This window comes from Anaerocolumna cellulosilytica (genome assembly GCF_014218335.1).
In the GTDB taxonomy this organism is placed as follows: domain Bacteria; phylum Bacillota; class Clostridia; order Lachnospirales; family Lachnospiraceae; genus Anaerocolumna; species Anaerocolumna cellulosilytica.
Genome location: NZ_AP023367.1, coordinates 1,193,012 through 1,205,969, shown reverse-complemented (window position 1 = coordinate 1,205,969; position 12,958 = coordinate 1,193,012). Strand labels below are relative to the sequence as shown.

Below are 12,958 nucleotides of genomic sequence, written 5' to 3'. Positions count from 1 at the left end.
TTATTCTTCTATGATACTACGATTATTTTCAACTCTAACCTTACCATTTGCAATCAAATCTATGGCCTTTGGTAAAAGGCTCCATTCCGCCTCTTCCATTACCCTCTGCTGCAATAATTCCGGTGTATCACCGGCTTTCACTTCTACTGCCTTTTGCAAAAGTATGGGTCCGGTATCCGTACCTTCGTCTACAAAATGTACCGTGGCACCAGTTAGCTTTACTCCTCTTTTTAGTACAGCTTCATGAACTTTCAGTCCATAAAAGCCGGCTCCGCAAAAAGCAGGAATTAAGGAGGGGTGAATATTAATAATCCGATTCCGGTATTCTTTTATAAGAATTTCCGGAAGAATTACCAGATAACCTGCAAGTACAATTAAGTCTACTTGGTATTCATTTACTGTACTTAAAAGTGTCTGGTGAAACTCACTTCTATCCTTAAAATCCTTAGGGGTAAGCACCACGGATGGAATCTTGTGTTTCTTTGCACGTTCGATTGCATAGACATCTTTTTTACTGCTGATTACCACAGCAACCTCTGTATTTGTAATTGCACCGTCTGAAAGCCTATCAAGGATAGCCTGAAAGTTAGTTCCTCCTCCGGACACTAAAACACCCAGCTTTAGCATAGGGTTACTCCTTTTTCACCTGCTTTGATTTCTCCTATAACGTATGCGGTTTCTCCTGCTGACAAAAGGAGATTTAGAGCTGTGTCAACCTGCTCTTTATCTACTGCAACCATCATTCCGATTCCCATATTATAGGTATTATACATAACCTTTTCTTCAATGGAGCCATCTGTAGCCAGCATATTAAAAATCGGAGGTATTACATAACTGTTTTTTTGAATCACAGCATGCATCCCTTCTCCTAACATCCGGGGTATATTTTCATAGAAGCCGCCGCCTGTGATATGAGAGCAGGCTTTTACAGAAATATTTCCATTCTTAAGTGCTTTTAGTGCATTTACATATATTTTTGTTGGGGTTAATAACGTTTCTCCAAGCGATGCACCTAAAGCTTCATAATAAGTTCCTAAAAAGCTGGTATTCATCTTAAATACCTTCCTTACCAATGAATAGCCGTTACTGTGAATACCAGAGGAGGCAATACCTATAATCACATCTCCTGCTTTTAAACTGCTGCCATCTATCAAGTGCTTCTGGTCAACAATACCCACCGCAAAACCTGCCAAATCATATTCCTCTTCGGGATAAAAACCAGGCATTTCTGCTGTTTCTCCACCGATTAGTGCTGCACCTGCCATTTTACAGCCTTCTGCTACACCACTGACTATGGTTGCTATCTTCTCTGGCTCATTTTTACCACAGGCTATATAATCTAAAAAGAATAAAGGCTCACCGCCGGCACAGGCAATATCATTAACACACATGGCAACACAATCAATACCAATGGTATCATGTTTGTCCATAATAAAAGCCAGTTTTAATTTGGTTCCAACGCCGTCAGTACCAGATACCAAGGTAGGCTTTTCCATATGTTTAAAGCTTTCTAAGGAAAAAGCACCAGAAAATCCTCCGATTCCTGATAATACCTCGCTTCGCATTGTACCTTTAATATGTTCCTTCATCAACTCCACTGCTTTGTATCCGGCTTCTATGTCCACCCCAGCCTTTTTGTAATCCATGGTAAGTCCTCCTTGATTAAAATTAACCTTGTAAAATCAGCAATTTATATACTATTTATTTTATCATAATACACTTGCTTTTGTCTTATTTTTAGTTTTATTATTTTCTTATGGTGTTTATAAGGGAGATTAATAAGACTTTAGTACCTATAAGTTTTTTATATAAGTAATTGGCATTGATACAGGATAGTCCAAAAACTACTGCAAATATAAAAGATTACATTTTATTATTTACAATTATATAGTATATTTGTATAATATGTCATGTTATTAGAAAATATTTAGTAGATAGAAACAGCTTCCTGAATGTGGCAATTATTAGTAACTCCCGTATTAATTACTCTATATCATATAAATTGAATAGATTATAAATGATAGAACTACAAAGATAAGAGTAATTATACTATAAATAGAAAGGTATGAGTGTAAGGTTGAAAAATAAAAGCTTTTTTCAACATCTTGATTTATACGTGTGCTTAAGCACACAGATTGGAGTTTAAAATGAGTAAGAAATACGAAGGGCATCTTATAAAAACGGTAATGCCTGACTCAATCGGTGAAGAAATGGGTATAGAACCCGGTGATTATCTTCTTGCCGTAAATGATGAAAAAATAGATGATGTATTTGATTATCAATATCTCATCAAAGAAGAATACATCGAAATTCTTATTAAAAAAAGTAACGGTGAAGAATGGATTCTTGAAATAGACAAAGAGATGGATGAAGATTTAGGAATTGATTTTGACAATGGGCTTATGAGTGATTATCGTTCCTGTCATAATAAATGTATGTTTTGTTTCATTGACCAGATGCCGGAAGGGATGCGTGAAACACTATATTTTAAGGATGATGACTCTAGGCTATCCTTTCTTCAAGGTAACTACATTACTTTGACTAATATGTCTGACAAGGATATCAACAGGATAATCCGTTTTAATCTTGCACCAATTAATATATCTGTTCAGACTACCAATCCCGACCTGCGCTGCAAAATGTTAAATAACCGTTTTGCAGGACAAGCTTTACAAAGTCTTGATAAACTATATGAGAACCATATTGAAATGAATGGTCAAATTGTTTTATGTAAAAACGTTAATGATGGCCCCGAACTTGAAAGGTCTATTAATGACCTTTCTAAATACCTCCCCTTTATGAGAAGTGTTTCTATCGTTCCAGCAGGCATTACAAAATACCGCAAGGGCTTATATCCACTTGAGTTATTTAATAAGCAGGAAGCCGCAGGTATCATTGATTTAGTTGAGCATTATCAAAAAAAATTTTATGAAGATTTCGGACTTCATTTCATTCATGCAAGTGATGAGTTTTATATTACGGCTGAACGTGAATTTCCTGAAGAGGAACGTTATGACGGTTACATCCAATTGGAAAACGGTGTGGGTATGATGAGGCTTTTTAACAACGAATTCCAGGAAACACTAAGTCACATGACAGGTTCGGGTGAATACAAGGCTTTACAATCATCTGTTCAGAGAGATATTACAATTGCTACAGGTAAGCTTGCATATAAAACTATTGTGTCTTTTTCTGAAGCGATTATGAGTGCATTCCCAAATGTAAAGATACGAGTCGTGTGTATAAGGAATGATTTCTTTGGTGAAACCATAACCGTAGCAGGGTTGATTACAGGTCAGGATTTGATTAAGCAGCTAAAAGAGCTAAAGGATAATGGTGTAGATTTAGGAGACAGCCTTCTTATTCCATCCACTATGTTAAGAATGGGTGAAATGGTATTTCTAGATGATACCACTGCGGATGATGTGGAGAGCGCACTTAATGTTAAAGTCGTACCAATAGAATCTGGTGGTCAAGAATTTCTTCATTCCATATTAAACATAGATTACAAAATGAATAGGAATAATGAAAATTTTGTATACATCAAAGCTTATGAAGAATAGTTGTTATAGTTAAATGCATCTTGAAATCTCTATACCATTGTAGCAATTACAGATAACTGCAAAAGGGCATTGGAAATCTATTTTCCAATGCCCTTTTGTTACTACATCTCTTTTAAATAAGCTTCATATCCAAGCTTGTCCAACTTTTCAGCCTTCGCCATTACATTGTCTTTCAAGCCTTCGGCATAAGCTTTAATGCGGTCTAATAATTCACTGTCTGATGTTGCAAGTATTTTTGCAGCTAACAGCCCTGCATTTAATGCACCATTAATTGCCACCGTAGCAACTGGAATACCGCCGGGCATCTGTACGATGGAATAAAGGGAATCAACCCCTCCAAGGGACTTAGTCATTATTGGTACTCCGATAACAGGCATAGGGAATATTGCGGCTGACATACCTGGTAAATGAGCAGCACCACCTGCTCCTGCAATTATTACCTTATATCCTTTTTCCTCCGCAGACTTTGCGTAATCAAAGAATACATCCGGCATTCTGTGGGCTGATATTACAGTAATATCATACTCTACCTTTAAAATATCCAGTACTTCCGCTGCCTTACTCATGATTGGAAGATCTGAATCACTTCCCATAACTATACCTACTTTTGCTGCCATTGTGCAATCCTCTCTTTCATTATCTATATCATGGTTTATACAGCTTGGGAAATAGAACTTTCGTCAAGCTTCTAAACGAACCACCATAGGTCAGTAGCTTATTAATGGATTCTTATTTATTGAAAAGCTTCATTTAACTTTTCAGTACCAGGCAGTATAAATCTTCCATCTTTTATAATAGTAGTGGTACTTCCATCCTTTTTATATACAGTAATTTCACCTAATTCATCATAAGGAATGGTTATGTCTGTATGACAGTTATAATAGGCTTTGTCTATATCTGTTTTTCGTAGAATGGATACTTCATTGTCCTTAGCAACAATCTGCTTACCGTCAGGATTAAACAATGTCAGTTCTTCACTCATTTTATAGCAGGTATCTCCTACTGCAAAATGAGGGCCTGTTTTTTCTGCAATTAGAATAGGAAGTTTATCCCCTATCTGGTATTTTCTTGACATAACATACGCTGTCGTATTTGTACCAATAGCAAATTCACCGATGGGCAGAGTTTCCTGATTATACAGCAGATTCTCCTTAACAAACTGTTTGTTACTCTCTTCCTTATCAAAGTTCTTACAGGTATAACTTTCTATCATACCATTCTTAAAAGTAAGACATAAGTCCTTGTATTCCAATTCATTCAAATATACCTGGGTAACATGTAGAATTCCTTCTGTTCCTGTCAGTTTTGGTGATGTAAACACTTCACCTACCGGTATATTTACATCTGCAGTACAATTTTCAAAACTTGTCTCTTTAGCCGGGTCAGTTAATTCATAAAGCATAATCTTTATATCCGTACGATTTTTTCCGCTGCCAATAATTTTAACGTATTCACCCTTATCCAGTTCATCAATAATTGCCTGCTGAATCACCTTATAAGTATCATTATCTAACGTATTGACTTTCACGGTTTCTGCAAAGATTTCTTTAAAATTATCACCGATTTCAGGTATTGGATATGCTATAATAGTAAAGCTTGTTTCGTCCCCTCTGATATATTCATTGGTAATTATGCTTGCTTCCCGATTATAAGCTACTGACAGCTTTTGTTGGCGTTTGTCAAGCTTTACAGCCTCTGCTTTGGTTTCCGGTGTGAAATTCTCTTCTCCAAATACCTCAATTAATGCCGGTCCTGCATAGGTATAGGCTTTATCCTTATATTTTTCATAGGCTGCCTTAAGTCCTGAGAGTTTACGCTCATTAAAGGCTTTGTCTAAATAAAGTCCGTTATCAAATCTATGGTCATAATCGTATTGTTTGTTCACTCCTGTGGAATGATAACCTATCTTTAAATGCTGTCTTTTATTAATACTGGAAACAGCAGCACGGTATATAACCGGTTCAAGACCCATCTGTTTGAAGAACTCCACAGCATACTTAATCATACGTTCAAAGCCCAGATTATAACGGATATTAACAGTGGCTTTCTTATTCAAATCAATTCTTGCTGCTTCAAATCCTCTCTTATAGCCGTCTGTATACGTAAACGCCATGGCTTTTACTTCTTCTTCTGATAAGCTGTTTAAGAATCGGGCGATTTCAAGTTCATTCTCACCTATATACTCACCGAATTGATACAGATATCTTAAATCCGTTAAATCCCATTCTGCAATAATATCTTTTACAAAGGAAAGCTCTGCATCTACAAGCTCTCTGGTTCGGTATTCCACTAAATCAGGACAATAATCACTGTTAAAATCGTACAGAACACGCTTAACATCTTTATAAGTATATTCATCTTCTTCTTCGAAATAATTATAGATTTCAATAAAAAGTTCAAGATAAATGGTAAGTTCAAATATTCTGGCTTCATAAGCATATACAATCATCCCTCTGATTTCTGTATATAAAAAGCTCAGAAGTTTACCATATTTTTTACCAAGCTGCTTTGCTGCATAAGCAGGATTTGCATAACTTATCTTATAATTTTCTTCTGTAATATCTTCATACAATTCACTATTTAACTTCTGCAATTCTTCTAAGGTCAAGGTTTTAAGCTTATCTTCTGCAACCTGTTCCCATAGTGAATTTATTTTCAAAATAAAAGCTGCAACCTGCTTAAAATACTCTTCAAACGGAGCTTTTAAGACAGTTTCTTTTGCTATTTCACCGATACGTTCCATGGATAGTTCAAATCTTTCTTTCACAGCTTCATTTTCTTCTCTAAAAAGTTCTGTATATCTCACTTTAATCTCACCCGATAACATCTCCGCCAGATATTATTGCCAAGGCAGTTATTTCGCCTGCGGCATCCTTTCTTTTCATATTTTACTCCCATCTGCGTGTACTAGTGCTATTTACACTTACAAGTAAAAGTAGGTTCTCTGCATATTTTCAGAACACTACATAAAGATTCCAACTATATATAACAAAAATAGCCCCAAAAACAAAAGACCATTCATAACCATACCGATAATAGGAGCTGTATAATATATTTCCTTTTCTATACAGGCCTTTATACCCAGTATAAACCCAGAAATAGATACAACTAATAAGATAATGCCTAATATGCCTATGGCCATACCTCCATTACCATGGGATATACTTGATATAACAGCTAACAGTATGAAGAAAAGCAATGATGCAGTTCCCAGTATAACAGATACAATTCCTTTTACTGAATGACTTCTGCCGGAAAATTTGAATATTTCTTTTTTATGTTTCAACATAGGTTTCTCCTATTCCAATGGATCAAGCCTTTATTTTAGTTTTTTAAGGGATTTTAGTATTCTATGGCAGATGATAAACCCAAGTCCTCCAATAAAACCTCCAATTGTATTCATTAAAATATCATCTACATCAAAGATGCCAACTCGGAATATAAGTTGTATTAATTCAACGGTTAGACTAAATTCAAGGCTTAACAGGGTTATATTCAATAACTTTCGATTACTCTGGCTAATAATTGGCAATACAAAACCAAAAGGGGCAAATGCCAATATATTTCCGAATATATTAACGATAAAGCTTTCCATACCTAATATTTTACGGTACTCAATAAAACGTTTTACTTCTTTAAACAAGACTAAGTTATATCTATATTCCTCGGAAGTTATGGTTCTTCCGTAGTGCTCACTAAAAAATAAAAAATATGCCAATAATATTATATAAAGAGCAAATAGTATGCGGCAAACTGACATAATTACTCTTTTACTGATTGGTTTCAACGTTGTTGCCCTCCAATGTACTTTCAATACCTCACTCATTATAAAACAAATTATGGTTTACGTAAAGGGGGAATTTGCGTAATAATCCAGCAAAAAAGGAGTATTGCTATATAGCAATACTCCTTTTTCTTCCAAATTCCACATATAGTCCAATTTTACTATACGTAATATATTCATGCACTGTTTAAGTCGTACATTTATTCTTTTAATAATCTACAGCATATCAATAATTAGGTGTAACCCCAGTCGTTGATATGGTTGACTTATTTCCTGCTGCATCTGTCAAATTATTTGACTGAGTTGGTATTATCTGTATCGTTACTCTCGGTGTTGGTTGTGTACTAAGGACAATCACTACCTTATTGCCATCAATATAAGACGCAGATACATTTACTGCGCTGTTTCCGGACTGTACTGCCTGGAAGCTTGGAGTACCGGATAAACTCTCATCAAAGGTCAGTGTAATTGTGTTCGGATATGAATATTCTGTCTTAGTAAGGACCGGTCCTCTGTTCTCGTTTAAGAATATGGTAGCATCAAAACGATTCATTACGGTGTAACTGTTGTGGAAGCCTTCAACACCAGTGATAATAATCGGATAGATCGTTGAAACCGTTACCGAATTACTTAATAAAGTTAATTTTACGGTTGCTCCGGTGGTAGTATTATCTGTTAATTCAGCTTTTGTTACCACTGCTCCAAGAATGTTATAATTATTAACGTTCTGTGCACTTGCTTCATCTAATTTATTGGCAAATACTACGTATACGGTGTTGGCATCCTTTGGATCTTGTCGTACATCCCTAGGTGCCGGAAGAGCGGTGGAGGCACTTCCGCCTTTTTGAGACTGTACCGTACTTTCAACATTCATGTTCATATAGGTATCATATACAAATCCCTGTGGTATGGTAATAATATAATTACCTGCTTCATTGAACATATTACTGTCAAGTATAACAGTTACAACTTTACCCTGAGCAACTGCTGTATAACCAAGGAGCTTGTTGCTATAGATGTCGTTATTGATTGTTATAAGCTTAGAAGTAAAGGTTCCGGTTTGTGAAGCCAGCGTTACCTCTTTATTGTATGTCAAGGTAAGTATGTGAGTCTCAATACCATTGGTTGTATCTGTGGTGAACTCTGATTTTGTAATTACTGGTATGGACTTGTCAGTTACAAAGTTCACATAGCGATCCTGAGGTATACTTGCTGAAGTATCATTTGCAGATACATTATAAGCATCCCAGTATCCTACTGAAACTTTCTGCGTACCGCTTAATTGGGCTGCTGTTGCAGATAAGGTATAATTGACTTTCTTATTGTCTTTTTCATCTACTATACCGTTAATCCACTCACCGTTGCTTAATTGAACCGTACCACCATTTCTAATGCCTCTTGTAAAGGTTGCGGTTAAGGTATTTACACCCGTACGTTCAATATTAATTAATCTTGCCTGAGCCTTTGGCCTTGTATCTGTTGCTACATAAGCAGTAATTAATCCTCCGGTTGGATAGTTTCCAGCTGTATCTTTTAATCCTGCCATCACAACTGCAAAGGTCTTATTATAATCGTAAGATGGTATCGAGGTCAAATCAATGGTTAAAGATTTACTATCTTCTGATTTAACATAGTTTGTCTTTGTTTTTAAAGTGCTAATGGTAAGTGGTAATGCAGTCTCTCCTGCTGATACCAGCTTAACATCACTGATTGTCAGGTTTGTAAAGTCAACCGGTTCACTGAAAGTTAATGTTACCTTTAAGCCGGTATCATCCACTGACCAGTCTTTAAAGGTAGGTGGTACCGTATCATAGAATTCAACTTCTTTATAGTAATCCAGTAAAGCTACATTATCTGTTGATTTGATATTCGATGAAAAATGTACACTGTAAAGTCCATTGAATATCTTAGAAGAAGTAATAGTCAAAGTCTTTTTATCATCGGACAATACGCCGGTCAGATTGCCAAGACCATTGGCTATAACACCTTTATTATTGGTTTTTGCAGTAATACTAATATTATTTAGGAGTTTCTTATCTGTACCGATGACAGTTGAAGCGTCAACCGGACGATCAAAGGTAACGGTTAAGGTGGTGTTATCTGTTAAAACAACCGTCTTTACTCTCGCTGTTTTATCCACGATTTCTATATTAATGATGTCATTGATAACACTAGTAGCTGCTCCTGCTTTCGTTAAGGAGGCGGTAGCAGTAAGCCTGACAAAACCAGGCTTTATACCTTTTACAATACCCTTTTTATCCACTGTAGCATACGCTGGTTTATCAATGGTATAAGTTATTACATCACTGGCATTGCTGGGTGTTTTAACACTATCAAAATCATATTGTTCTCCCACTTCAATAACATGCCTGTTATTGTTGGCATCGGTATCCTGGGCATTGGTTATTTCAATAGCAGTTGCCGGAATTTTAACCGTTACCTTACAAGTCAAAGTTGTGACTTTTTTATCAGTATATGTAATCTTAACTTTTATATTTGCTGTTCCTTTTCCTTCTGCAGTAACATATCCTCTATCGGATTCTACGGTAGCAACTTTTTTGTTGCTGGAAGTCCAAACTGCGGATTTTACTTTCTTCGTGTTCAGGTTCTTTACGTTTAATGTAAAAGTAGAACCAATTCCCACCAAAGTCTTGGATTTCAAGGAAAGGGACGGGGCTGCTGCTGCACTTGCTGTCAAGGTTAAACCTGCTGGTATAACCGGAAGCATCAGAACAACGGCAAGTAACAGTGCCATACATTTTAGCACGCGTTTCTTCATGTTATCTCCTCCTGTTTTATCATTACTTTCTTTCAGATTGCAGGGTAAAAACAATCTGTGCTGACAAGACTTACCAAATAACAGCAAGCTTGCGCTTATCTTAGTTATTTTACATCATATAGCTTAGTTTTGTCAAAAATTTGTCTAAACCTTCTATAATTGCTAAATATTTATTACATTTTCATTAAATACCAGTTCTGCCATATTATATATAACATATATCAGTTCGTACATAGGAAGCCTATAATAGACATCTAACTCTAACTGTAAAAAAACTGCAACCCTGTCTTTTTTCTTAGGTTGCAGTTTCTCTTTTTTATTGTCTTAGTTCAATTCCTATTTTACTTAAACCATTTAATATTTTATTCATTACTTCCGTAATATCTTTTTCCTCTAGTGTCCTGTCTTTAGTACGAAAGCTGACAGAATAAGCCATAGATTTAAAACCTTCTTTAATCTGCGTTCCTTCATAGATATCAAAAAGTTTTATGCTTTCTAAAATCTGCCCGCTATTTTTACGGATTACCCCTTCTACTTCGCCTGCAAGTATTTCTTTTTTAACCAGCATGCTTAAGTCACGGGTAACGGCCGGATACTTTGCAATTCCTTCATACTTTACGTCAAAGGTTGCCTTTGGCAGAATTTCAGGCATATCCAGTACGGCTATATATGCTTTTTCCCTGATTTCATAATTATCAAGTACTTCCGGATGGACCTCACCCAGATAACCGATTACCGTATTATCATAAATAATATTTGCCTGTCTGCCGGGATGAAGATAAGGTTTTTCAGCTTTTGGATTATAGGCTGGAAGTTTTTTCATTCCTATCTTTTCTAAAAATTCTTCTACAACACCTTTTAAATCAAAGAAGTCTCCGGCACCGTACATTCCTAACGTAAACTGCATTCTTTCTTCCGGCAGTCCCGTTATCGGAAGTTCTTTTGGCAAATATACATTCCCCAATTCATACAGACGTACATTATTGTTTCTTCTTTTAAAATTCGTAGCGAGTGAATTTAACATACCATGCAGAGATACTGTCCTCATAACACTATAGTCTTCACCCAGTGGATTAGAGATAACAACCGTATTTCTTAACTGGTCACCTTCCGGTATTAAAAGTTTATCAAATACCTTCGGACTTTCAAAGGAATAGTTCATAGCTTCATTAAATCCAAATTGCTCTGCCAGATTACGAGCTACACCCTCGATACGCAGCTTAAAGGGGATTTTACCAGTAGTGGCTTCTCCGGTAGGCAATGTGGTAGGTATATTGTCATATCCGAAGAAGCGGGCTACTTCCTCATCTAAGTCAGCCTGACATAACACATCCTGTCTAAAGCTTGGTACAATTACCTCCTTTGTACTAGAATCATATTTTAAATCTACCTTTTCAAAGTATTCAATCATGGCTTCTAAAGATAAATTAGTTCCTAAAACCTTATTGGTTCTATCCGCTGAAAATGGTACTCTTCTTGATTGTCTAACCTGAGGATAGATATCTACTGCCCCGCCAACTACCTCACCGGCTCCTAATTCTTCAATTAACTGACAAGCACGGTTCATAGCTTCTAAAGCAGTATTAGGATCAAGACCCTTTTCAAATTTTGCAGAGGCATCCGTTCTTAATCCAAGTTTTTTACCGGATAGACGAATATTGGTACCATCAAAGCAAGCCGCTTCAAATAACACGGTTTTTACATCCTCCGTGATCTTAGAATTCTCGCCGCCCATAATACCTGCAATGCCAACAGGTTTTTCACCATCACAAATCATCAATATGGAAGAATCCACTTTTCTTACCTGTTCGTCCAGTGTTTGAAATTCCTCGCTGTCTTTCCCTCTGCGTACAATTATTTTTTTACCTGCAATTAAGTCAAGGTCATAAGCATGCATAGGCTGAGAATATTCTTCCATAACATAATTTGTAATATCTACCAGATTATTAATAGGTCTGATTCCGCAAGCTGCAAGTCTTCTCTGCATCCACAAGGGAGACGGTCCAATCTTAATATTCTTTACAACTCTTGCTACATAACGGCTGCATAAATCTCTATCTTCAATTTCTACCGATATAAAATCCTCCGCTTTCTCAGCATTGCCGGTTTTCTTCACGACGGGAGGAACAAAACTTTTTCCAAACGTAGCTGCCGCTTCTCTGGCAATTCCCAGTACACCAAAACAGTCCACACGGTTAGAAGTTACTTCATATTCAAACACTACATCGTTCAAACCTAATGCCATTACTGCACTAGAGCCAATGATAAGCCCGTCATATTCCGGATTATCACTAAAAATATAGATTCCATTTTCAGGTGCATCCGGATACATCTCTTTGGTAGAGCCTAACTCTTCGATGGAACACATCATACCAAAAGATTCAATCCCACGGAGCTTACCTTTTTTTATTTTTATCCCACCGGGTGCTTTGTTGCCGTCATGACCGCCGGCTACTCTTCCTCCGTCAAGTACAACCGGAACTACATCTCCTTCTTTGACATTAGGTGCCCCTGTTACAATCTGTACTGTATCTCCTTCTTGACTTATCTGTACCTGACATACAATGAGCTTATCCGCATCGGGATGTCTTTCAATCTTTAATATCTTACCTACAACAATTTTATCTAAATCTGCATCTAATTTTTCATAGCCTTCTACTTTTGTTCCGCTTAAGGTCATCCCATCTGTATATACCTGTGGTGTAACATCCAGTTCCGGAACATAGGCTTTTATCCATGACAATGGTGTATTCATTCCATGAAACCTCCTGTTTTATTTCTATTCGGCTGACAGCTTACCTGCCTGCTTCTTAATGTTAATCCATTTCGATC

The 12,958-nt window shown here is 36.5% G+C and carries 9 protein-coding genes; 1 reads left to right on the top strand and 8 read right to left on the bottom strand.

The window, feature by feature from the left end:
- Window positions 1-627, bottom strand: a complete 627-nt coding sequence (gene purN / locus acsn021_RS05190; protein WP_184090686.1) for a phosphoribosylglycinamide formyltransferase — start codon at window positions 625-627, stop codon at window positions 1-3.
- On the bottom strand, window positions 621-1,646 hold the full coding sequence (gene purM / locus acsn021_RS05185) for a phosphoribosylformylglycinamidine cyclo-ligase (RefSeq protein WP_184090683.1): 1,026 nt from the start codon (window positions 1,644-1,646) through the stop codon (window positions 621-623). The genes purN and purM overlap by 7 nt, the downstream gene beginning before the upstream one ends.
- Window positions 1,647-2,147: 501 nt before the next feature.
- On the opposite strand from purM, the gene acsn021_RS05180 reads away from it, so the two are divergent.
- On the top strand, window positions 2,148-3,563 hold the full coding sequence (locus tag acsn021_RS05180) for a DUF512 domain-containing protein (RefSeq protein ID WP_184090680.1): 1,416 nt from the start codon (window positions 2,148-2,150) through the stop codon (window positions 3,561-3,563).
- A 101-nt stretch (window positions 3,564-3,664) separates the two neighbouring features.
- On the opposite strand, the gene purE is transcribed toward acsn021_RS05180, so the two are convergent.
- From purE to pheT, 6 genes are all read right to left on the bottom strand, one after another.
- Entirely contained in the window at window positions 3,665-4,180 is a 516-nt protein-coding gene (gene purE / locus acsn021_RS05175; protein ID WP_184090677.1) for a 5-(carboxyamino)imidazole ribonucleotide mutase, read from the bottom strand.
- 116 nt (window positions 4,181-4,296) lie between these two features.
- Window positions 4,297-6,390: an aminopeptidase gene (locus tag acsn021_RS05170; RefSeq protein ID WP_184090674.1), complete on the bottom strand. Its 2,094-nt coding sequence runs from the start codon at window positions 6,388-6,390 to the stop codon at window positions 4,297-4,299.
- Between the two features lie 135 nt (window positions 6,391-6,525).
- Window positions 6,526-6,852, bottom strand: a complete 327-nt coding sequence (locus acsn021_RS05165) for a DUF6142 family protein (protein ID WP_184090671.1) — start codon at window positions 6,850-6,852, stop codon at window positions 6,526-6,528.
- 30 nt (window positions 6,853-6,882) lie between these two features.
- On the bottom strand, window positions 6,883-7,350 hold the full coding sequence (locus acsn021_RS05160) for a VanZ family protein (protein ID WP_243167769.1): 468 nt from the start codon (window positions 7,348-7,350) through the stop codon (window positions 6,883-6,885).
- Window positions 7,351-7,573: 223 nt separating this feature from the next.
- The gene (locus tag acsn021_RS05155; protein WP_184090669.1) at window positions 7,574-10,126 is read right to left on the bottom strand and encodes an Ig-like domain-containing protein; all 2,553 of its coding nucleotides are present in this window, start codon (window positions 10,124-10,126) and stop codon (window positions 7,574-7,576) included.
- 316 nt (window positions 10,127-10,442) lie between these two features.
- Window positions 10,443-12,881, bottom strand: a complete 2,439-nt coding sequence (gene pheT / locus acsn021_RS05150) for a phenylalanine--tRNA ligase subunit beta (RefSeq protein ID WP_184090665.1) — start codon at window positions 12,879-12,881, stop codon at window positions 10,443-10,445.
- Window positions 12,882-12,958: the final 77 nt, after the last annotated feature.

Excerpts from the sequence above, each read along its gene's own strand:
- purN (WP_184090686.1), bottom strand. The coding sequence starts at position 627 with ATGCTAAAGCTGGGTGTTTTAGTGTCCGGAGGAGGAACTAACTTTCAG.
- purM (WP_184090683.1), bottom strand. The coding sequence starts at position 1,646 with ATGGATTACAAAAAGGCTGGGGTGGACATAGAAGCCGGATACAAAGCA.
- acsn021_RS05180 (WP_184090680.1), top strand. The coding sequence starts at position 2,148 with ATGAGTAAGAAATACGAAGGGCATCTTATAAAAACGGTAATGCCTGAC.
- purE (WP_184090677.1), bottom strand. The coding sequence starts at position 4,180 with ATGGCAGCAAAAGTAGGTATAGTTATGGGAAGTGATTCAGATCTTCCA.
- acsn021_RS05170 (WP_184090674.1), bottom strand. The coding sequence starts at position 6,390 with ATGTTATCGGGTGAGATTAAAGTGAGATATACAGAACTTTTTAGAGAA.
- acsn021_RS05165 (WP_184090671.1), bottom strand. The coding sequence starts at position 6,852 with ATGTTGAAACATAAAAAAGAAATATTCAAATTTTCCGGCAGAAGTCAT.
- acsn021_RS05155 (WP_184090669.1), bottom strand. The coding sequence starts at position 10,126 with ATGAAGAAACGCGTGCTAAAATGTATGGCACTGTTACTTGCCGTTGTT.
- pheT (WP_184090665.1), bottom strand. The coding sequence starts at position 12,881 with ATGAATACACCATTGTCATGGATAAAAGCCTATGTTCCGGAACTGGAT.